Here is a 21,370-nt window from a genome sequence, read left to right as displayed (position 1 = left end):
AATGAACTACCGCCATATCTACCACGCGGGCAATTTTGCCGATGTGCTGAAACATGCCGTGCTGGCGCGGCTGATCCGCTATATGCAGAAGAAGGAGGGCGCCTTCCGCGTACTCGACACGCATGCCGGCATCGGCCTCTACGACCTCTCCTCCGAGGAAGCGCAGAAAACCGGCGAGTGGCAGGCTGGCATCGGCAAATTGATGGAGGCCGAACTCGGGCCTCAGGTCTCCGAGCTGCTGGAGCCCTACCTCTCGACAATCCGTGAACTCAATCCCGAGGGTGGCATCCGTTTCTATCCCGGATCGCCGAAACTTGCGCGCATGCTGTTCCGGCCGCAAGACCGGCTGTCGGCCATGGAGCTGCATCCGGAGGATTACGCCCGGCTGCACCGGCTGTTCGAGGGCGATCACCATGCCCGCATCACCGAGCTCGACGGCTGGCTGGCGCTCGGCGCGCACCTGCCGCCGAAGGAGAAGCGCGGCATTGTGCTGGTCGATCCGCCTTTCGAGGAAGAGGACGAATATGAACGCCTGGCCGAGGGGCTGGAAAAGGCCTATCGCCGCTTTCCCGGCGGCACCTATTGCCTTTGGTACCCGCTGAAGAAGGGCGCGCCGATCAAGGAATTCCACGAAACTCTGCAGGCGCTCGACATCCCGAAGATGCTTTGCGCCGAACTCACCGTGCGCAGCGACCGCGGCATGACCGGACTGACCGGCTCCGGCCTCGTCGTCGTCAATCCGCCCTTCACATTAAAGGATGAGTTGCACCAGATGCTTCCGGCGCTGAAGGATCACCTGGCCCAGGATCGCTTCGCCTCGCACCGCGCCTTCTGGCTGCGCGGCGAGAACAAGACGGTCAAGGGCGATTGACCGGGTAATCCGCATCGGGGATAGTCCGTCCCACAGCCCCACAGCCTCATCAGGTGTCCCATGAAGCTCCTCTGCTCACCCGCCTCGCCCTATTCCAGCAAGGTGCGGATGGCCGCGCACTTTCTGGATATCGAGATCGACGCCATCCGAGTCGATACCAATACCGGACCGGCGATCCTGGTGGACAACAATCCGCTCGGCAAGATTCCGACGCTTCTGACCGATGACGGAGCCTCGATCTTCGACAGCGTCGTGATCATGCATTATTTCGACAGGCTGACGAAGGGCCGGCTCTACCCCTCCAAGAAGAGCAAGCGCACGGATGCGGAAGTTCTCGAAGCGCTCTGCGACGGTATCTGCGACTGCCTGCTGACGATTGTCTACGAGCGCCGCTTCCGCGAGGAAGAAAAGGTTCACCAGCCCTGGATCGACCGGCAATGGAAGAAGGTGACGGCCGGGCTCGCCCATCTCGGCGCCAAGCCGCCGAAACTCGGCAAGAAGCTCAATGGCGGGCATTTCGCGCTGGCCGCCACGCTCGACTATCTCGACCTGCGCTTCAAGGACCAGTGGGAAGCCGATCACGCGCCGCTTGTCGACTGGCTGGCGCAATTCGAAAAGAAATTCCCTGCTCATCGTGAGTTCAAAGCCAGCGCCTGAGCCTGATCCGGAGCTGAAACGGAGCGCCGGACAGCAAAAAGCCGGGCGATGAGCCCGGCTTCTGCATATTGGGATGTTCAATCGGCTTAGAACTTCACGCCGATACCGAGCTTGACGCTGTTCTCGTCGTAACCGCGCGAGAAGCTGCCGGAGTCGAGGTCGTAGTCCTTGCTCTGGTAGTCGGTGTAGCGATATTCGAGGCGCGTCGTGATGTTGTTGGTCACGAAGGCTTCGACACCGGCGCCGACCGTATAACCGTAGTTCGTCTTGCTTTCGTCCGAGGTGCCGTCGGAAACCTTGACGTTGCCGAGGGCAAGACCGGCTGTACCGTAGAGCAGGAAGGGGTTCATGTCGTAGCCGACGCGGCCACGGACGGAGCCGTTCCAGCCATACTTATTCTTGACGCCGCCCGAGGAGACGTCATCGCCGCTGTAGCCGAGATCGGATTCAACGCCGTAAACGATCTGGCCTGCTTGCCAATTGTAACCGGTGAAGACCTGGCCGCCGAAACCGTAGGTGTGGCGGTCGGAACCGAAATCACCCATGTTGTAGGTGCCGGCGCCGCCGAGGTAGAAGCCCTCCCAGTTGCCGGTCGGCTTGACCGGGGCTTCCTGAGCAACCGGTGCTTCCGGAACCTGGTCGACGGCATCAGCCGCCTGAGCTACCGAAAAGCCCGCAATCGCAAAAGTGGAGGCCATGAGGCCAGCAATGAGTACACGCATACTTTTCTCCTTTCAGTCCCGCGCCGCTTATCATCTGTCTCTCAGCGAAGCATTGGCGGGGAAATTGCCAGATGTCCCTTCCGGATCGAGACTGAAATTGGAACTGAATTGCGGATTTGAAAGAGCCAAATTGTGATATCATTGTGGCTGCCGGATGGCGGAAATTCGATGTTGCTTGCGAGCAACATAGGTTTCATTAACCCTACCGAATGGTTAAACTTAAAATACCGATTTTAAGAAATCACATTATTAAATAATACATAGAATATCTCGGCCATGGATGCAACCGTGGCCGCCTATTTATATAATCTCCGCCCGCCCTTATATAGGTTGCACACAGACTCGCGGGATCAGAAGGCAAGATTTTGAACCACAAAAGACTTCGCTCAGCCCTGATAACAGGGGCGGCCAAGAGAATAGGCCGCGCAATCGCCGAAGACCTTGCTGCAAATGGCTTTTCCGTCGCGATCCACGCCAACAGCTCCCTCCGCGAAGCGGAAGAGCTGGCGGCGGAATTGCGGCGAAAGGGACAAAGAGCGGTCGCGTTGCAGGCCGATCTTACCGATATCGGCGAGGCGGGCGAACTGGTCGCGAAGGCGTCGGAAGCGCTTGGGCCTCTCGATCTGCTCGTCAATAATGCGTCGGTCTTCCAGCATGATTCCGCGCGTAGTTTCAACGCCGACACATGGGCTCTGCACTTCGACCTGCATGTGCGTGCGCCGTCGATCCTTGCGGCAGCCTTCGCGCAGCAGGTGCCCGCCGAGGCAGCGGGGATGATCGTCAACATCATTGATCAGCGGGTCTGGGCACTGAGGCCCAGCTTCTACTCCTATACGCTCTCCAAGTCCGCGCTGTGGACGGCAACGCAGACGCTCGCCCAGGCATTGGCGCCACGCATTCGCGTCAATGCGATCGGCCCCGGCCCCTCGATGCCGAGCGAGCGGCAAGCATTGGAGGACTTCCAAGCGCAGGTCTCAGCCCTTATCTTGCAGCGAGGGCCGGCACTGGAAGAATTCGGACAAACGATTCGCTTCCTTTACGACACGCCCTCGATCACCGGCCAGATGATTGCCCTCGACGGCGGCCAGCACCTTGCCTGGCAGACGCCCGACGTGGCGGAGATTACGGAATGAACGGACGAAAGCTGCCGGATGGCGGCGTTCTCTACGACGATACGGATGAGAGCGAAGACGATATCGAGGTGGAAGGCGAGGTTTCCGCCGCCCCTCTGGCGGCTGCGGTCGACTGGAATGTGGGCAGCCTCAACGAGACCGGGCTTGTCGGCGCCGAACTGATCGCCGAATTCGTCAAGCGGCTACCGAACAGCCCCGGTGTCTACCGCATGTTCAATGCCGAGGGAGACGTGCTCTATGTCGGCAAGGCGCGCAGCCTGAAGAAGCGTGTCGGCAACTACGCCGTCGGCCGCGTCCATTCCAACCGCATCGCCCAGATGGTGCGACAGACGGCGAACATGGAGTTCGTGACGACGCGCACGGAAACCGAAGCGCTGCTTCTGGAAGCGAATCTGATCAAGCGCTTGCGGCCGCGCTTTAACGTGCTGCTGCGCGACGACAAGTCCTTTCCCTACATCCTCATCACCGGTGATCACCGGGCGCCGGCGATTTTCAAGCATCGCGGGGCCAGGGCGCGAAAGGGCGACTATTTCGGGCCTTTCGCTTCGGCCGGCGCAGTCGGGCGTACGATCAATTCGTTGCAGCGCGCCTTCCTGATCCGCACCTGCACCGATAGCGTCTTCGAAACACGCACGCGACCCTGCCTGCTCTACCAGATCAAGCGCTGTTCCGGGCCTTGCACGCGCGAGGTCAGCGATGAGGGCTATGCCGAGCTCGTACAGGAGGCGAAAGATTTCCTGTCCGGCAAGAGCCAGAAGGTGAAGTCGCATATGGCGGAGGCCATGAACCAGGCGGCCGAGGATCTCGATTTCGAGCGGGCGGCGATCTATCGTGACCGCCTGGCAGCACTGTCGCATGTGCAGAGCCATCAGGGCATCAACCCGGCCGGCGTCGAGGAGGCTGACGTTTTCGCCATCCACCACGAAGGCGGCGTCTCCTGCATTCAGGTATTCTTCTTCCGCACCGGCCAGAACTGGGGCAACCGCGCCTATTTCCCGAAAGCCGATCCGCAACTATCAAGCGCCGAAGTTCTGAATGCCTTCCTCGCGCAATTCTACGACGATAAGCCGGTGCCGAAACAGATCATGCTGTCGGAAACCGTCGAGGAACTGGAACTGCTCGCCGCAGCGCTCAGCGAAAAGGCCGGCCACAAGGTTTCCATTCTCGTGCCGCAGCGCGGCGAGAAGCGCGATCTCGTCGAGCATGTGGTCGGCAATGCGCGCGAAGCGCATGGGCGAAAGCTCGCCGAGACGGCGTCGCAGTCGCGGCTGCTGGAAGGCTTCAAGGAAACGTTTGGGCTGGCCTATGCGCCGCAACGCATCGAAATCTACGACAACTCGCACATCATGGGCACCAATGCCGTCGGCGGCATGGTGGTGGCGGGGCCGGAAGGCTTCGTAAAGAACCAATACCGCAAGTTCAACATCAAATCGACCGACATCACCCCCGGCGACGACTTCGGAATGATGAAGGAGGTGATGACGCGGCGCTTCTCGCGGCTGATCAAGGAGGAAGGCATTCCCGACCGGACGGCACAGGCAGCAGCTGCCGACGCCGCTGACATGCCCTTCCCCGCCTGGCCGGATGTGATCCTCATCGACGGCGGCCAGGGGCAGATGACGGCGGTGCGCGCCATCCTGGCCGAACTCGGTATCACTGACAGCGTGACGGCGATCGGCGTCGCCAAGGGTGTCGATCGCGACGCCGGGCGGGAGCGCTTCTTTCCGCCCGGGCGCGAGAGCTTCACACTGCCGCCGCGCGATCCGGTGCTCTATTTCATCCAGCGCATGCGCGACGAAGCGCATCGTTTTGCGATCGGCTCGCACCGGGCGCGGCGCAAGAAGGAAATGGTCAAGAACCCGCTCGACGAGATCGGCGGTATCGGCCCGTCACGCAAACGCGCGCTGCTCCAGCATTTCGGCACGGCGAAGGCGGTTTCTCGTGCCGCTTTGTCCGACCTGATGGCGGTGGAAGGTATTTCGGAAGCCGTGGCAAAGCAGGTCTATAACCATTTCCACGACGACGCCGCGAAATAAGCGGCGGCCGTCGCAAATTCCACGCAATGGCGGCGAAAAGACAGAAAGAATGTTGACGGTCCCTGGCCAAAGCCGTCATCTACATCGACCCGAAAATCGGAATCGGTTTTCGTAAAGACGCGACGCTGCAGCGGCGCATCAATTCAGAGAAACGATCCATGGCATCGCGTGCGTACAGCCTTCCCAACCTTTTGACTTACGGCCGCATCCTCGCCGTGCCGCTGATCGTTCTCTGCTTCTTCGTCGAGGGCAGACTGTCGATCAGCAATACGGCGCGCTGGGTGGCGCTGTGGATCTTCATCATCGCCTCGATCACCGATTTTCTCGACGGCTATCTCGCGCGGATCTGGAACCAGACGTCGAATATCGGCCGGATGCTCGATCCGATCGCCGACAAACTGCTGGTCGCCTCGATCCTTCTCCTGGTCGCGGCCGACCAGACCATCGCCGGCTGGTCGATCTGGGCGGCAATCATCATTCTCTGCCGTGAGATCCTGGTTTCCGGCCTGCGCGAATATCTGGCGGCGCTGAAGGTCAGCGTGCCGGTGACGCGGATCGCCAAGTGGAAGACGACGCTGCAGCTCGTTGCCATCGCCTTCCTGCTCGCCGGCCCGGCCGGCGACGAGATTTTCCCTTATACGACGCAGACCGGCATCGCGCTCTTGTGGATCGCGGCACTGCTGACCATCTATACCGGCTATGACTATTTCCGTGCCGGGCTGAAACATATCGTGGATGACGAGGAATGACGCGGCTTGTCTATTTCGCCTGGGTGCGCGAGCGCATCGGCAAGGGCGAGGAGGAGATCGACCTACCCTCCTCCGTCGTCACCGTTGCCGATCTTCTGAATCATTTGAAGACGCTGGGCGAGGAATATGAAGCCGCACTTCAATATCCCGAGGTCATTCGTGTGGCGCTGGATATGGAGCATGTCGAACATGATGAGCCGATTGGAGCTCCCCGTGAGATCGGGATCTTTCCGCCGATGACGGGGGGATGAGACGGTGACGGTGGTGCCATGTCGCTACCCCCCTCTGCCCTGCCGGCCATCTCCCCCACAAGGAGGGAGATTGGCTGGGCGCACCGGTCTCTCCAAACAATCAACGTTTCAGCGCAACGAAACGGTAAACGGGTGGGAAGAGCACCCCACTTGTAATCTCCCCACCTGTGGGGGAGATGGCCGGCAGGCCAGAGGGGGGCGGACACGGCACAGCCTTTCCGCATTCTTCACAGCGGCTTCAAAGCAGCGGAGGATTTCGCTGTGACCCCCACCATCCGCGTCCAGCGCGAGGACTTCGACCTGCAAGCCGAGGTCGATCGCCTCTCCAAGGGCAAAGCCGGCGTCGGCGCCGTCGTCACCTTCTCCGGCCTCTGCCGTGACGAAGGCGGCACGCTGGTGGCGCTTGAACTCGAGCATTATCCCGGCATGGCCGAAGCCGAGATGACCCGCATCGGCGAACTCGCCATCACCCGTTTCGGGCTGCTCGGGCTGACCGCCATCCACCGCTACGGCAAGATCGCTCCCGGCGAGAATATCGTGCTCGTCGTCGCAGCCGCGCCGCACCGACAGGCGGCCTTCGACGGCGCCAATTTCGTCATGGATTTCCTCAAGACCGCAGCTCCCTTCTGGAAGAAGGAGCACGGCAAGGACGGCACCGAAGGCGACTGGGTCGCGGCGAAAGACGCCGACGATGCGGCGCGCGACAAGTGGAAGTGATCAGAGCATGATGCCGAAAAGTGTGCGCGGTTTTTGGATAACATCATGCGCCATTTCTAAAGCACGACGCGCTCCCTGCGGCTCATAACCAGCAGCAGGACGAGCAGTGAGAAGATGACGAGATCCCGCCAGACAAAGGGACCATAAGCGCCCCACAGGGTTTCGACGACGGCAAGCCCGGCAGCGCCGCCAGCCGAGCGCAGCGGATCGGAATAGCCGCCCACGGCTGCGATCAGCAGCACCTTGAGCCCGAACATCAGACCCGCGCCGAAATCCATCGAACCGTAATAGAAGGTGGCGAGGATGCCGCAGAGGGTGGCGACGAGCGCGGCTGCCGCATAGGCGACAAGGAAGACGCGACTGGCGCTGGTGCCGCAGAGCTCGGCGGCCAGCGGATCGTCGGTGACGGCGCGCCAGAGGCGGCCCCAGGCCGTGCGCCTGAGGATCAGCGCACCGACCGCGACGATGGCTGACATCAGCGCCGTGTCGATCAGTTGGATGTAAGTGAGCGTCACCTTGAATGAACCGTCGTTCCAGAAGACGACGACATCGTTCAGGAACGGCGGCAGCCAGATGGCGCGCGTATCGGCGGCGAGTCTGGCGGTCTCCATCAGCACGATCATAATGCCGAGGGCGGCAACGATCACCGTATTCGGCGATTTGCTGGCGAGCGGCAGCATGATCGAGCGGCCGATCCAGATGCCCGCGGCCAGCGAATAGATAAGCGCAGCGCAGGCGCCGATGGCAAGGGCGGCCGGCAGCACCAGCCAGAACCTGATATAGGCGAGTTCGGTAAAAAGCAGCAGGATCTGGCCCGAGAAGGCGAAGATCGCCCCATAGGTGATATCGGCCCGCTTGGTCACGCCGAAGGCAACGGCATAACCGAAGGCGAGCGCGGCATAGAGGGCGGCAAGCGGCACCGCGTTCGCCATCTGCTGCAGAAGATAAGCCATTCCGAGGACTCCGCGTCAGTAAATTATAACTGGTAAAACCTATTTCGCCAGTTATAATTTCATCATGAGCTTTTCCTGGACCCCTCACCGTTTTGCCGGCGGCGCGCTGGCGCTCGATGTCGCCAACAGCGTCGTGCTGCGCGACGACCCAAAACGGCGGATCGACCGCTTCGCGAGCCGCGAGCAGATGCGGAACTTCCCGCGCGCCGCCGCCGAATTCTGCGCCGAACGCGCCTTGTTCGGCGAGATCGCACCGCTGGCAGCACAAGACGAGGTGGATTTCTTCGCGCTGAGGGAAGCGATCGACCTCTATTTCCGCAAGCGTATACTGGACGGCAGCGACAACCAATTGCTGGCCGGACTACTGGAAGCGGTGGCCAAGATCTTGCGTGGAGCCAGTCCTGGCAATCTGGCCGCGGCGACCGCCCATTCGGTGCTCAGGCTGATCGCCATGCCGGATCCCGAACGCATGAAGATCTGCGGCAATTGCGGCTGGCTGTTCATCGACCGCAGCAAGAACAGGAGCCGCGCCTGGTGCGACATGGCGGTCTGCGGCAACCGCGCCAAGGCGCACCGTCACTATCGCCGCAAGAAGGAGGAGACGCCATGAGAAGACATCTGATCGTCACAGCGGCGGCAATCGGCCTTGCGCTATCCGCCTGCCAGCGTCAGGCCGAAAACCTGGTCGAGGTCACCGGCCATCTCTTCGTCTTCAACTATCGGGTGGCGAGCGCCACCTATCTGCTCACGCTGAAGAAGACCGGTCCCATTCCCGACGGCTCGGTCATCATCGCCGAATTCGAAAATCCTCAAGGCGGCGCGCCGCTGGTGCTGAACCAGAAAATCTACCCGATCGACGACAAGATCGCGCTGCAGAGCGAAAACCTGCACTGCGTGCGCAAGGACCGTCCCTATTCCGTCAGCGTCCGGCTGGTCGACAAAGACGGCAAGGTGCTGCAGCAATTGAAGACTGAGTTCCGCTCCGACCTCGACCAGACGGTGCTGCCGAGCAAGCCGCTTGTGGTCGGTGCGCTTTATGACAAGAACCCTGAGGTCTTCAAGCCCGACGGCAGCGTCGATTTCTCGAACACCGACAAATGCCCGGCATAGGACCGGAATAGAAAAAGCCGGAGTGAAGCCCCGGCTTTCGAGAGTCAGTTCAAGGCGTTGCCAGCCAATGCCGAAGCGCGGCCTCAGCCAACGATTTCGGTGTCGGAGAACCAGTATTTGATTTCCTGGGCAGCCGTTTCCGGAGCGTCCGAGCCGTGAACGGAGTTTTCGCCGATCGACAGCGCATGGACCTTGCGGATCGTGCCTTCATCAGCGTTTGCCGGGTTGGTCGCGCCCATGATCTCGCGGTTCTTCAGGATGGCGCCTTCGCCTTCCAGAACCTGGACGACGGTCGGGCCGGAGGTCATGCCTTCGACGAGTTCGCCGAAGAAGGGACGATCCTTGTGAACGGCATAGAAGCCCTCGGCTTCGCGGCGGCTCATCCAGACGCGCTTGGAGGCGACGACGCGCAGGCCGGCATCTTCGAGCATCTTGGTGATGGCGCCCGTCAGGTTGCGCTTGGTTGCGTCCGGCTTGATCATCGAGAAGGTGCGTTCAATCGCCATAGTCAAATCCTCTGTTTTCTCGGGAAAAGTGGGCGGTCTTTACCCGCCCCAACGCTCGAAAACAAGAGGTCGGCGGCAATTTCACGCCGCTGTCACAGTCCGGCCGCGGCTTTGGTGGAGATCGAGGCAGCGATCGAACCAGGCGATCACGGGATCGTCGGCGGCCAGCATGGCCAGCCCTGCGGACACGCGCAGCCATTGCAGCGCGCCGAAGACGATATAATCGGCAAAGAGCGGCGATTGCCCCCCGATGAAGAGCTGGAACTTCAGCATGTGACGGAGCGGCTCCAGCTTGGCGCCGAAGGCAGCCTTCTCCGCCTCGCTGTCGGCGGCAAAGACTTCGAGCGGCTTGCCGAGCCTGACCTCGCGGCTCTGACGAAAGTAAGCCTTGTCGCCTTCGTCCAGGATCGCGTGGATATCGAGAAGGGCGATCCGCATGATCGCCGGGTGGATGATCATCTGCGAATAGCCCTCCACCATGCGCGACAGCGCCTTGCCGCCCTCGCCATTGAACAGCGACGGCCGCTCCGGATAGGCCTCTTCGAGATAGAGGGCGATGGCAAAACTGTCCGAGATCAGCCGGCCATTATCGTCGAGCACGGGCAGGGTCGACGAGACGCCGCCGCCGATTTCACGGATGCGGGCATAGGTTGTCGGAATCTCCTCGAAATCGAGCCCCTTATGCGCGAGCGCCATCACCGCTTTCCAGCAATGGGGCGAAAAGAAGCGCCCTTCGTCGGCGCCGCAGAGGGAATAGAGGGCTCTGGTCATGATAATCCTTTCGAGGTCTGATCTGCCTGCATTCGACGACAGAAAGCGAGCGTGATCAAATCAGGAAATTTCATGGCGCCATCACTCGGACTTCTCGGGAAACCGGCTAGACTGCGCCAGCAACGTCAGGGGAAACATATGCTTAGACATTTCAGAATGTTCGCGGCCTATAACCGCTGGGCCAATGCCCAAGTCTATGCGGCTGCGGCCGAACTCAGCGAGGCGGAGTTCCGCAGCGACCGCGGCGCCTTCTTCGGCTCGCTGCATCGCACGCTCAATCACCTGCTCGTCGCCGACCGCATATGGATGAAGCGCTTCACCGGCATCGGCGAAGCGCCGGTGACCCTCGATGCCGTGCTTTTCGAAGAGCTGGACGCGCTTGCCGCCGCGCGCAAGGCGGAGGACGAGCGCATCATTGCCTGGACAAGTACGCTCGATGAGGCGAGCCTTGCCGGTGACTTCACCTATGCCCCGGTGACGCAGCCGATCCGGATCACTCAGCCACTGTCGAGCGCGCTCGCGCACCTTTTCAATCACCAGACGCATCACCGCGGCCAGTGCCATATGACCCTGACGGCGCTAGGCAAACCGAGCCTCGGGCTGGATCTTATCTATTTTCTGCGCAGCGAAGGCCGCGAGTGGATGTGAGGCAGCGGCCTGCATCAAGACTGAATTAACCGCCTTCGCCGGTTCCCATCGCCCATCCGCCGCTTCCCTTCGCAAATTCAGCCTCTTTTAAAAGCTTGCGAGCATAGCAGAAGGCGAGAAATGAGATCGCGCCGCGAGGGATCGTCATGCAGAATGCAAGCACAAACGCATTGGTGGCGCGCGAGACCGTGCGCCCGGGGCCAATGTCCGATATCCAGAAGATTGCCCAGCACATGGCGCGGCTCAACGTCGCCGCGCTGCCGCGCAACTATGAACTCTTTCATGAGGCGATCATCGGACACAATCCTGGTCTTGCGCAGGATATCGCCGCGCTCGGATCGCAGCCGCAACAGGCGATGCTCGACGAACTCGGACTGAAATACCGCCTCGTCGGCCATTGCGGGCTGGCGGGCGAGACGTCGCGCAACGAGGCCAGCCGGACGCTGCGCGCGCTGGCGGAAAGGCTTGCCGAAGGATTGCGGCACAGAGACGCCTTTGCCCGCGCCTGCGGCACGATCCTGAGATCTGTCGCCGGTCATGAGGACCAGAGCCTTGCCGCCTTCATCGGCGAGGTCGATTACCTCACAGCCTCGCTTGCAACGGTGATGTCGGCGGAGATGGAAATCGGCGCCAGACTGCAGGACGACATCGACAGGCTGGAAACGTTGGAGCGCGGCATTTCGGCGATGCAATCGGCCACCGTCGCCGACAAGATCACCGGCCTTGCAAACCGGATCGCGCTGAACCGGCAGATCGCCGAACTCTACGAACGTGAAGAGGGTGCCGCCGGCAGCGCGCTGATCATGGTCGATATCGACGATTTCACCGAGATCAACGACAGATACGGCACTCAGGCCGGCAACAAGCTCTTGAAGAAGCTTGCCGCCCTGTTTCGGAAATCAGTGAAGAAGAACGACTTCGTCGCCCGCACCGAGGCCGACGAATTCGCCTTGCTTTTTGCCAATGTTGGTATGCAGGATGCGATTGCGATCGCCGAGCGTCTGCGCGCCTCCGTCGAGGAAAATCTCGTCTTCGCCACCTCCGACAGGGCTGACAGCGGCAGGCTGACCATCTCGGTCGGCCTGGCGCTCAGCGCCGATGCGGCAACACCGGGGCAGCTCCAGGCCAACGCCCGGGTAGCGCTGCTTGCCGCGCAATCGAACCGCCGTCTGCCGGTGCAAGCTTTCGGCCGCTGAGGCGTATGGTTGCGGCCAGCGCCGACGAGCGCGCCGCCGGACGAACGGGCTCGCCGCCGGACGAGCAAGCTCGCCGCCGGACGAGCAAGCTCGCCGGGGATAAGCGGTCTTGCCTTGGCGGGCAGTTTCGGCCAAAACGCCGGCCATGATCACGATTACCGATATTTCCGCCCGCATCGCCGGACGCCTGCTTCTCGACAATGCCAGCCTCTCGCTGCCTTCGGGCGCCAAGGCCGGTCTCGTCGGGCGCAATGGCGCCGGCAAATCCACGCTGTTTCGCGTCATCACAGGCGATCTCGGCTCGGAGACCGGGTCAGTGTCGATCCCGAAGGCGGCGCGTATCGGCCAGGTGGCCCAGGAAGCGCCGGGAACCGAGGATTCCCTGATCGAGATCGTGCTTGCCGCTGACAAGGAACGCGCGGCTCTGCTTGCCGAGGCGGAAATCGCAAGCGATCCGCACCGCATCGCGGAAATCCAGATGCGCCTCGTCGATATCGATGCGCATTCGGCCGAAGCGCGGGCTGCGAGCATCCTCGCCGGCCTCGGCTTCGACCAGGCGGCGCAAGCCCGTCCCGCCTCCTCCTTCTCGGGCGGCTGGCGCATGCGCGTGGCCCTTGCCGCCGTGCTGTTTGCCGAGCCGGACCTGCTTCTGCTTGACGAGCCGACCAACTATCTCGACCTCGAAGGCACGATGTGGCTGGAGGACTATATCCGCCGTTATCCGCATACGGTCATCATCATCAGCCACGACCGCGATCTCCTGAACAACGCGGTCAATTCCATCGTCCATCTCGACCAGAAGAAGCTCACCTTCTACCGCGGCAATTATGATCAATTCGAGCGGCAGAAGGCGGAGGCCGAAGAGCTGCAGACGAAGGCCAGGGCCAAGAATGAGGCAGCGCGCAAACATCTGCAGAGCTTCATCGACCGCTTCAAGGCCAAGGCTTCCAAGGCCCGGCAGGCACAGTCGCGCGTCAAGGCGCTCGAGCGCATGGGAACGGTCGCTGCCGTCATCGAGGACCATGTGCAGCCGATCACCTTTCCCGAGCCGGAGAAGCAGCCGGCCTCGCCGATCGTCGCAATCCAGGGCGGCGCCGTCGGCTACGAACCCGGCAAGCCCATCCTGAAGAACCTCAACCTGCGCATCGACAACGACGATCGCATCGCTCTGCTCGGCTCGAACGGCAACGGCAAGTCGACCTTCGCCAAATTCATCTCAGGGCGACTGTCGCCGGAGAGTGGCGAAGTAAAGCTTGCGCCGAGCCTGAAGATCGGTTTCTTCGCCCAGCATCAGCTCGACGATCTGATCCCCGAGCAGTCGGCCGTGGAGCATGTGCGGCGGCTGATGCCCGCCGAACCGGAGGCCAAGGTGCGCGCCCGCGTTGCGCAGATGGGACTGGCGACCGAGAAGATGGCAACGGCCGCCAAAGACCTTTCCGGCGGCGAGAAGGCACGCCTGCTGATGGGGCTTGCCGCCTTCCATGCGCCGAACCTGCTGATCCTCGACGAGCCGACCAACCATCTCGACATCGACAGCCGCCGTGCCCTCATCGAGGCGCTGAACGATTATGACGGTGCAGTCATCCTGATTTCGCACGACCGCCACCTGATCGAGGCGACCGTCGACCGGCTGTGGCTGGTCAACGGCGGCACTGTCACCACCTTCGAAGGCGATATGGACGAGTATCGCGACCTCATCGTCAGTTCCGGCAAGAAAAAGGAAGAGAGGCCGCAGACCAGCGACGATACGACCTCCAAGGCTGACCAGCGCAAGCTCAATGCGGAGAGACGCGCCTCGCTGACGCCGCTGAAGAAAAAGATCAACGAAATCGAATCCTTGACGGCCAAGCTGGAGAAACAGATTCAGGCTCTTGATGCGGAACTTGCGGATCCGGCTCTTTATGAGAAGACGCCCGCCAAAGCCGCCGAAAAGGCAAAACAGCGCGGCGAGGCCGCGGCAAAACTCACTGCTGCCGAGGAAGAATGGCTGATGCTGTCGTCCGAATACGAAGAGGCAATGGCAGGATAGCCACAGTCTTCGAGGAAACGCGGCGGACTGCCACGCGTTAACGAGAATTCCTGCCGATCTCAACCGATCGTTAACCATAATTCGAAAGGTTGTCTCAACATTCATTACTGATTTGTTGAGCCCTTTCCATGCATCGATTTTTCGTTCTTTCCTGCATCGCCCTTGCGGCCGCCCTCTCCGCCTGCAGCACGACCAGACAAGCTCCCGACACCTCGATCAAAACCGCCTCGGTTGTTGCGCCCGAGGGGCGGACGCCTTCAGGCAAGCCCGCCAAGGATGATGATGCAACGCCGCTCTTCGTCGGCCCGCATCACCTTTCCGGTAGGACGCTGGAGATCTCCTCGCTCGCCGATCTCAAGCTCAACGACAAGGAAGTGATCCTGAGCTTCGACGATGGCCCGATCCCCGGCCGGACGGACAAGGTGCTGGCGATCCTCGACCAATTCGGTGTCAAGGGCGCCTTCATGATGGTCGGCGAGATGGCCGAGATGCATCCGGCGCTGGCGCGCAAGGTGGCAATGGAGGGCAATGCGATCGGCAGTCACACCTATGACCATGCCAATTTGACTGCGCTGAGCTTCGATGCGGCAATGGACGAGGTGGTGAAGGGCGAACTGGCGGTGACCAAGGCGACGGGAACAGACGTCTCGTTCTTCCGCTTCCCCTATCTCGCCGAGAGCCACAGGCTGCGCGCCGCCATCGCCATGCGCGACGTGGTCGTCATGGATGTCGACATCGACAGCAAGGACTATTTCACAACCACACCGGTATGCGTAACGCAGCGGACGATGAATCTGCTGCACAAGCGCGGCCGCGGCATCGTTCTGATGCACGACATCCACAAGCGCACCGCGACGATGCTGCCGACCCTGCTTTCGAAACTCGAAGCCGAAGGTTACAAAGTCGTGACGCTGAAGTTCAAGAAGCCGGCGGCGCCAAGCAACCTCGTCGCCTCGGCCGATCTGGTGATGACCCGCTAAGGCGGCTTGCCAAGCGAGGACCGGCTGCCTAGATCTCAGCGACATCAATGCAAGCGGCAGCTCAGACATGAACCTTCATCTCGAAACGGACGAAGATCCACGCACCCGCCAGTTCATCGGCGAACATAATGCGCTCTCCGACGCGGCATTGAGAACGCCGCAATTTGGCGAAGATCGCGAGGCGATCAAGGCGCTGATCGAGCGTCAGGACAGGCTGATCGTGCCGATGCGCCGCGGCGGTTGGCTGTTCGATTTCCGACAGAGCAAGGACAATCCGCTCGGGGTCTGGCTGCGCCTGGCAGCCAGCCAGCAGCCGTTGCCGGAGGCCGATTGGGAGCCGGTCTTCGATCTCGACGCCTTCTGCCTCGCCGAAGGCAAGCGCTGGAGCTGGCGCGGCGCCGTCACCTGCCCGTGGGAGCCGACGCGCGTCCTACTGATGCTTTCGGACGGCGGCTCAGACCTCATCCGCCTGCTCGAATTCGACGCGGAGCGCAAACAGATCGTGAAGGGCGGGTTCGACACGCCCGCCGTGCGGTCGCATGCCACCTGGCTGAGCCGCGACGAAATTTGTTATTTCGGCTCGATCGACCGATTTTCGGCGACCCGCTCGGGATGGCCGCGCGTCGGGCGGCGGTTGACGCGCGGACAGCGGCCGGAAGATGCCGCCATCATGTTCGAAGCCGCCGATGAGGATGTCTATGGCTTCAATCTCGTCATCGACCCTGCCCTATCGGGCGCTTCGGCGGATGCCGGACTGATCGACATTTTCGTCACCACCCACGAAATCGGCGTGGCCAGCGCTTTCCTCATCGCCGATGATGGCGCGCAACGGCACATCGATCTGCCCAAGGAAGCCGATTTTCAGTTCAATCATAATCATTGCCTCTGGCGGGCAAAGACCGATGAGCGCGTTGCGACCGGCAGCCTCGTACTGCAATCTTTCGATCCCGCCTCGCAGGCGCTGCTCGGGCCGGAACGGATCCTGTTTCAGCCTGGTGAGGGCCAGTCGATTTCGCAGATGATGCTGATGCGCGAATGGTGCGTGTTCATCGTTTCCGACCGGCTGCGGCCGCGTCTTCTGGTGCTCGACCTGACAAAGCCCGATGCCGAACAGCGGGAAATCGCGCTGCCGGCGGAGATGCAGACGGCTTATGTCAGGCCGCTCCATGCGGATCTGCATCTTGGCGACGACACGCTTCACATCGTCGGCCAGGGTTTCCTGCAGCCGCCGACCTGCTACCGCCTCGAACTCTCCGATCGCAGCAGAGAGCCGGAGCCGATTTTCGTAGCGGCGGCGCCGAGCTACTTCGATGCGACCGATATGTCATCGGAACTGCTGGAGGCCGTGTCCGAGGACGGAACCAGGGTCGCCTACCGGCTGGTGCTGCCGCGACAGTGGACCAAAGGCGCACTGCCGGTGCTGATCTACGGTTATGGTGGCTTCGATGTCTCGCTGTCGCCGAGCTATTCCGGCGTAACCGGCCGCTGGCTGGAGCAAGGCGGCGCCTATGTGCAGGCCTATATCCGCGGCGGCGGTGAATTCGGCCCTGACTGGTATCGAAGCGCCAAGCGGCAGGGGCGAGATCGGGCATTTGCCGATTTCGTCGCCATCGCCCGCGACCTCGTTGCTCGCGGCTACACCGTGCCATCGCGGATTGCCTGCCAGGGCGGCAGCAATGGCGGGCTGCTGACAGGTGTGATGCTGACGCGCTACCCGCACGATTTCGGCGCGGTCTGGTGCCAGGTGCCGGTGCTCGACATGACGCGCTTCCACCTGTTCAGCGCCGGCCGGGCGTGGATGGACGAATATGGCGATCCGGAGACGCCGGCGGACCGGGAATTCATGCTCGGCTATTCACCGCTTCACAATATCAGGCCGGCCAGCGAGGTCACTTATCCGCCGATCTATATTGAAAGCTCCAGCAATGACGATCGCGTGCATCCCTCGCACGCACGCCGTTTTGCTGCGAGGCTGGAGGAAGAAGGACATCAGTTGCTCTTCCACGAATTCGGCTTGGGCGGGCATGGCGGCGACGGCAGTTCCGAGGAGCGCGCCGCCCGCGCGGCGATGGGTTACAGCTTCCTTCGCGAGACCATCATGCGATAGGATAGAGGAGCAGAGCTTGTCGGCGCTCTTCTTTCTGCTACAACAGGCTCAATAAATCATACTTTTCATACAGGCACGAGCGAAACACCATGTCTCCTATCAATCTCGCCATCGTCGGCGTCGGCAAGATCGTCCGCGACCAGCACCTTCCTTCCATCGCCAAGAACCCGGATTTCAAGCTCGTCGCCACGGCAAGCCGTCACGGCACGGTCGAAGGCATCAATAGCTACACAACGATCGACGCGATGCTCGACGCCGAGCCCACGATCGATGCCGTTTCGCTCTGCATGCCGCCGCAATATCGCTATGAAGCAGCCTATAAGGCGCTCGTTGCCGGCAAGCATGTCTTCCTGGAAAAACCGCCGGGTGCAACGCTGAGCGAAGTGGCCGACCTCGAGACGCTGGCGAACAAGCAGGGGGCGTCGCTCTTTGCCAGCTGGCATTCGCGTTATGCCCCGGCCGTCGAAGCCGCCAAAGCCTTTCTTGCCTCGACGACGATCAAAAGCGTGCATGTGATCTGGAAAGAGGATGTCCGCCACTGGCATCCGAACCAGGACTGGATCTGGCAGGCCGGCGGCCTCGGCGTTTTCGATCCCGGCATCAATGCACTGTCGATCGTCACCCATATCCTGCCGCGGCAGGTCTTCATCACCGGGGCTGTGCTGGAATTCCCGGAAAATCGTGATGCGCCGATCGCCGCCGACATTCACTTCCGCGATGCAGACGGCCTTCCCGTTCATGCCGAATTCGACTGGCGCCAGACCGGCAAGCAGAGCTGGGACATCGTCGCGGAAACGGCAGCCGGCCAAATGGTCCTCTCCGAGGGCGGCGCCAAGCTTTCCATCGATGGTAGGCTGACATTCGCCGAACCGGAACAGGAATATCCTTCGCTCTATCGCCGCTTCGCCGAGATCATCAAGGCAGGTAAATCGGATGTCGATCTCGCCCCGCTGCGCCACGTCGCCGACGCCTTCATGCTCGGCAAGCGGAAATTCGTCGAGGCCTTCCACGACTGAGTCATTTGGGTCCTTGCCGGTCGCCTCCGACGGCAAGGACTCGCTCAAGCCTTCTTTTCCCACCGCCCTTCCGGCGTCTGCTGCCAATAGGTGAGGTTATGCCCCTCGCCTTTCAGCTTCTTCCATTGGGCGCGGGCAGCTTCCAACTGCTCCTGATCGTGGCCATCGAACATGAAGACAACGCGCTCATAGGCATCGGCCGGCGGCGGCTCGGCGCCGTCGACGATGAAACGAACCGTCGCCGTATTGGCATTGTCCGACGTGACCGTCAAAAGCACCGGCTGGTTTTGAGCGAAATCAGCCGTGTCGATCCCATGCGGCAGGAAACTTTCCTCGCGAAACGTCCAGAGATGCGCATCGAGTGCATCGCGCCGCGCGGCCTCGCTCGTCTGGACGACGACGCGCCAGCCGCGCTCAATGCTTTTGTCGAGGAGCGGCGGAAGCGCGTCTTCCAGCCTGGTTTCGGTCAGATGATAGAAGAGAATGTCGGTCATCGGGATTCACAGTGGGCGCGAACGAGCTCGTCGAGCAGGCGCACCCCGAAACCGGAACCCCAGGACTGGTTGATCTCATCCTGCGGCGAACCCATCGCCGTGCCGGCAATGTCGAGGTGCGCCCAGGGCGTGTCCTGCACGAAGCGTTTGAGGAAATGCGCCGCGGTGATCGAGCCGGCCTGACGGCCGCCGGTGTTCTTCATGTCGGCGAATTTGCTGTCGATCAGCTTGTCATAATCCTTGCCGAGCGGCATGCGCCAGAGTTTCTCGTTTGTCGAAAGGCCGGCCGCCGTCAGCTGGGCGGAAAGCTCGTCGTCATTGGAGAACAGACCGGCGTGCACATTGCCAAGCGCCACGACGATTGCACCAGTCAAGGTGGCCAGATTGATCATGAACTGCGGCTTGAAGCGATCATTGCAATACCAGAGCGCATCGCAGAGCACGAGGCGGCCTTCGGCATCGGTGTTGATCACCTCGATCGTCTGGCCGGACATGGAGGTGACGATGTCGCCCGGACGCTGAGCGTTGCCATCCGGCATGTTCTCGACCAGGCCGATGATGCCGACAGCGTTGACGGCCGCCTTGCGGGCGGCGAGCACGTGCATCAGGCCGGTCACGGCGGCGGCGCCGCCCATATCCCCCTTCATGTCCTCCATGCCGGCGGCCGGCTTGATCGAGATGCCGCCGGTATCGAAGACGACGCCCTTGCCGACGAAGGCGACGGGACGGTCCTTGCTCTTGCCGCCCTTCCACTGCATGACCGCCAGACGCGGCGGGCGCACGGAGCCCTGCGCGACGCCGAGCAGCGCGCCCATGCCGAGACGGCGCATCTCCTTCTCGGTCAGAATTTCCACCTCGACGCCGAGATTTTCCAGTTCCTTCGCCCTGGCGGCGAACTCGACGGGTCCCAGCGCGTTCGGCGGTTCATTGACGAGGTCACGGGCGAGATTGACGCCGCCGGCGATCGCTTCGGAATCGGAAAACGCCTTTTTGGCACCGGTCGCATCCGCGGTGACGATCGTCACCTTGACGGATTTTGCCGGCTTCTCCTCGTCATCATTTTTCTTTGTCTTGTAGGCATCGAAGCTGTAGGCGCGCAGCAGCATGCCGAGAGCGAAATCGGCAGCGGCGCGTGCGTTCGTCTCGAGGCCGGGCACGTCGATGAAGATGGCGGCCTTGTCAGTATTCTTGACTTTCGACGCCGCAGCGCCCCCGGCCTTCAGCCAGTCATGGGCGGCGAGTTCGCCGACCTTGCCAAGCCCGATGACGACGATGCGATCGACGGGGGCTCCTTCCGGGGCGACAATATCGAGCGCGGCCATTGATTTAGCGGAGAATCGAGCGATCTTGGCAGCCTTGGCGATCACGCCTGCCGGATCAGCCGTTTCGGTGCCTGCGGCGCTGTCGGCCTCGGCAGTCTTCAACAGGATCGCCAGCCCGCCATTGAGCTTTACCGACTTCGAGAATGAAATTTCGAACTTTGCTGACATGTCTTCTCCGCTGGGATTCTTGAAATCCGTCCCCGGCGGATAATTTCGCGTTTGGCGGGTCTGTCAATGGCTCGCGACACTTGTTATGGTCGCCCGCGTCCGTCCAGGCTCTCGTGTTTCGTCACTTTCGTAGATATTCGCGTTGACAGTTTTTTCGAAAAATCGATGGCAGGGCCCTGTGATCCGCCTGCCGAAAACGACTTTCGGTGCATTCCTGTTTCTGTTCTGGGCGTGGTGGGCGCTGCTTGCCATCTTTCGCGCCTTCGCCGGAATAGACATCTATTTTTCCCAGCTTTTTTTCCTGGGCACCGATTGTGACGCGACCTCCGCTGCCGGAAGCATCTGCGGCGGTTTTCCCTATCGCGACTCGGGCAATTTCGACCTGCTGCGCACCATCTTCTTCCGCCTCCCCTATGTTGTGGCGATCGTGATGGCGTGGAAACTGATCGAATGCTACCAGCAGCACGGCGCGACCTTCAACGCCGAGCGGGCGCGCAAGCTCAAAGTCGCACTCGGAACGATGCTGATCGGGCCGGTGCTGCTCGTCAATGTTATCCTGAAGGAACATTGGGGTCGGCCGCGGCCGGTGCAGACGGATATTTTCGGCGGGAGCCTGCATTTCGTCGAGGCCGGCTCGCTTGCCGGCAAATGCGTGTCGAATTGCTCCTTCGTCTCCGGCGAGGCGGCGAGCGCCGGCTGGCTGTTCTGCCTGCTGCTCTTTGTCCCGAAATCGCTACGCTATGCGCTGGTGCCGCCCGTTGCCGCGATCTCGATCCTGACGCCGGCAATGCGGCTGTCCTTCGGCGCGCATTATCTCTCCGACGTCACGCTCGGATGGCTCTCGTCGCTTGTGGTCTTCGCAGCGCTGCTGGCGTTAACTGAGTCGCAACAGCACCAAAAAAATTCTGAAATTTGAATGAATTTTTGACACCTG

22 protein-coding genes are annotated in these 21,370 nt (G+C 61.5%); 16 read left to right on the top strand and 6 right to left on the bottom strand.

The genetic code is table 11. The features are described from left to right. Window position 1 precedes the first annotated feature (1 nt). Complete coding sequence (locus tag AMK02_RS07575; protein WP_064801652.1) at window positions 2–871, top strand: 23S rRNA (adenine(2030)-N(6))-methyltransferase RlmJ; 870 nt, start codon at window positions 2–4, stop codon at window positions 869–871. A gap of 60 nt (window positions 872–931) precedes the next feature. Then, window positions 932–1,528, top strand: coding sequence for a glutathione S-transferase (locus tag AMK02_RS07570; protein WP_064801650.1), 597 nt, complete (start codon window positions 932–934; stop codon window positions 1,526–1,528). A gap of 86 nt (window positions 1,529–1,614) precedes the next feature. Here the strand turns inward: AMK02_RS07570 and AMK02_RS07565 are convergent, their stop codons facing one another. Next, the gene (locus tag AMK02_RS07565; RefSeq protein WP_064801648.1) at window positions 1,615–2,250 is read right to left on the bottom strand and encodes an outer membrane protein; all 636 of its coding nucleotides are present in this window, start codon (window positions 2,248–2,250) and stop codon (window positions 1,615–1,617) included. 365 nt (window positions 2,251–2,615) lie between these two features. On the opposite strand from AMK02_RS07565, the gene AMK02_RS07560 reads away from it, so the two are divergent. The 5 genes from AMK02_RS07560 to AMK02_RS07540 all read left to right on the top strand — a co-directional run bounded on the left by AMK02_RS07560 (window position 2,616) and on the right by AMK02_RS07540 (window position 7,136). Further along, window positions 2,616–3,383 carry an SDR family oxidoreductase gene (locus AMK02_RS07560; RefSeq protein WP_064801647.1) on the top strand — a complete coding sequence of 256 codons (768 nt, stop codon included), beginning with the start codon at window positions 2,616–2,618 and terminating at the stop codon, window positions 3,381–3,383. After that, window positions 3,380–5,419: an excinuclease ABC subunit UvrC gene (gene uvrC / locus AMK02_RS07555; protein ID WP_064801645.1), complete on the top strand. Its 2,040-nt coding sequence runs from the start codon at window positions 3,380–3,382 to the stop codon at window positions 5,417–5,419. Before AMK02_RS07560 ends, uvrC begins: the two co-directional genes overlap by 4 nt. A 158-nt stretch (window positions 5,420–5,577) precedes the next feature. After that, complete coding sequence (gene pgsA, locus AMK02_RS07550) at window positions 5,578–6,168, top strand: CDP-diacylglycerol--glycerol-3-phosphate 3-phosphatidyltransferase (RefSeq protein ID WP_011424811.1); 591 nt, start codon at window positions 5,578–5,580, stop codon at window positions 6,166–6,168. Further along, complete coding sequence (gene moaD, locus AMK02_RS07545) at window positions 6,165–6,419, top strand: molybdopterin converting factor subunit 1 (protein ID WP_064801643.1); 255 nt, start codon at window positions 6,165–6,167, stop codon at window positions 6,417–6,419. The genes pgsA and moaD overlap by 4 nt, the downstream gene beginning before the upstream one ends. Window positions 6,420–6,680: 261 nt before the next feature. Next, the gene (locus AMK02_RS07540; protein ID WP_064801641.1) at window positions 6,681–7,136 is read left to right on the top strand and encodes a molybdenum cofactor biosynthesis protein MoaE; all 456 of its coding nucleotides are present in this window, start codon (window positions 6,681–6,683) and stop codon (window positions 7,134–7,136) included. A 56-nt stretch (window positions 7,137–7,192) separates the two neighbouring features. On the opposite strand, the gene AMK02_RS07535 is transcribed toward AMK02_RS07540, so the two are convergent. Further along, on the bottom strand, window positions 7,193–8,089 hold the full coding sequence (locus tag AMK02_RS07535; RefSeq protein WP_064801639.1) for a branched-chain amino acid ABC transporter permease: 897 nt from the start codon (window positions 8,087–8,089) through the stop codon (window positions 7,193–7,195). A gap of 64 nt (window positions 8,090–8,153) precedes the next feature. Between AMK02_RS07535 and AMK02_RS07530 the strand changes: the two genes are divergently transcribed. Both AMK02_RS07530 and AMK02_RS07525 read left to right on the top strand, forming a co-directional pair. After that, a complete protein-coding gene (locus AMK02_RS07530) occupies window positions 8,154–8,699 on the top strand; it encodes a CGNR zinc finger domain-containing protein (RefSeq protein ID WP_064801637.1) in 546 nt (181 codons plus the stop codon). Continuing rightward, entirely contained in the window at window positions 8,696–9,199 is a 504-nt protein-coding gene (locus tag AMK02_RS07525) for a hypothetical protein (RefSeq protein ID WP_064801636.1), read from the top strand. The genes AMK02_RS07530 and AMK02_RS07525 overlap by 4 nt, the downstream gene beginning before the upstream one ends. A gap of 83 nt (window positions 9,200–9,282) precedes the next feature. On the opposite strand, the gene ndk is transcribed toward AMK02_RS07525, so the two are convergent. Both ndk and AMK02_RS07515 read right to left on the bottom strand, forming a co-directional pair. Beyond that, on the bottom strand, window positions 9,283–9,705 hold the full coding sequence (gene ndk / locus AMK02_RS07520; protein WP_004680549.1) for a nucleoside-diphosphate kinase: 423 nt from the start codon (window positions 9,703–9,705) through the stop codon (window positions 9,283–9,285). Between the two features lie 81 nt (window positions 9,706–9,786). Further along, the gene (locus tag AMK02_RS07515) at window positions 9,787–10,476 is read right to left on the bottom strand and encodes a glutathione S-transferase family protein (protein WP_064801634.1); all 690 of its coding nucleotides are present in this window, start codon (window positions 10,474–10,476) and stop codon (window positions 9,787–9,789) included. Window positions 10,477–10,614: 138 nt separating this feature from the next. Between AMK02_RS07515 and AMK02_RS07510 the strand changes: the two genes are divergently transcribed. From AMK02_RS07510 to AMK02_RS07485, 6 genes are all read left to right on the top strand, one after another. After that, the gene (locus AMK02_RS07510; RefSeq protein ID WP_064801632.1) at window positions 10,615–11,124 is read left to right on the top strand and encodes a DinB family protein; all 510 of its coding nucleotides are present in this window, start codon (window positions 10,615–10,617) and stop codon (window positions 11,122–11,124) included. 146 nt (window positions 11,125–11,270) lie between these two features. Beyond that, on the top strand, window positions 11,271–12,320 hold the full coding sequence (locus tag AMK02_RS07505; protein ID WP_064801630.1) for a GGDEF domain-containing protein: 1,050 nt from the start codon (window positions 11,271–11,273) through the stop codon (window positions 12,318–12,320). Window positions 12,321–12,465: 145 nt separating this feature from the next. After that, entirely contained in the window at window positions 12,466–14,349 is a 1,884-nt protein-coding gene (locus tag AMK02_RS07500) for an ABC-F family ATP-binding cassette domain-containing protein (RefSeq protein ID WP_064806060.1), read from the top strand. A 128-nt stretch (window positions 14,350–14,477) separates the two neighbouring features. After that, window positions 14,478–15,329 (top strand): polysaccharide deacetylase family protein, encoded by an 852-nt coding sequence (locus tag AMK02_RS07495; protein WP_064801628.1) that lies wholly within the window; start codon window positions 14,478–14,480, stop codon window positions 15,327–15,329. A 67-nt stretch (window positions 15,330–15,396) separates the two neighbouring features. Continuing rightward, window positions 15,397–17,436 carry a prolyl oligopeptidase family serine peptidase gene (locus tag AMK02_RS07490; protein WP_064801626.1) on the top strand — a complete coding sequence of 680 codons (2,040 nt, stop codon included), beginning with the start codon at window positions 15,397–15,399 and terminating at the stop codon, window positions 17,434–17,436. An 89-nt stretch (window positions 17,437–17,525) separates the two neighbouring features. Then, a complete protein-coding gene (locus AMK02_RS07485; protein WP_064801624.1) occupies window positions 17,526–18,452 on the top strand; it encodes a Gfo/Idh/MocA family protein in 927 nt (308 codons plus the stop codon). 44 nt (window positions 18,453–18,496) lie between these two features. Here the strand turns inward: AMK02_RS07485 and AMK02_RS07480 are convergent, their stop codons facing one another. Both AMK02_RS07480 and AMK02_RS07475 read right to left on the bottom strand, forming a co-directional pair. Then, a complete protein-coding gene (locus tag AMK02_RS07480) occupies window positions 18,497–18,946 on the bottom strand; it encodes a DNA polymerase III subunit chi (protein WP_064801623.1) in 450 nt (149 codons plus the stop codon). Continuing rightward, window positions 18,943–20,436 (bottom strand): leucyl aminopeptidase, encoded by a 1,494-nt coding sequence (locus tag AMK02_RS07475; protein WP_064801621.1) that lies wholly within the window; start codon window positions 20,434–20,436, stop codon window positions 18,943–18,945. The genes AMK02_RS07480 and AMK02_RS07475 overlap by 4 nt, the downstream gene beginning before the upstream one ends. 142 nt (window positions 20,437–20,578) lie before the next feature. Here AMK02_RS07475 and lpxF point away from each other — a divergent pair, with 142 nt between their 5' ends. After that, window positions 20,579–21,352 carry a lipid A 4'-phosphatase gene (gene lpxF / locus AMK02_RS07470; RefSeq protein ID WP_064801619.1) on the top strand — a complete coding sequence of 258 codons (774 nt, stop codon included), beginning with the start codon at window positions 20,579–20,581 and terminating at the stop codon, window positions 21,350–21,352. Window positions 21,353–21,370 lie beyond the last annotated feature (18 nt).

The organism is Rhizobium sp. N731, assembly GCF_001664145.1.
Lineage (GTDB): Bacteria > Pseudomonadota > Alphaproteobacteria > Rhizobiales > Rhizobiaceae > Rhizobium > Rhizobium esperanzae.
Note: the sequence above shows the minus strand (reverse complement) of the source record. Positions and strands in the feature narration are given on the sequence as shown.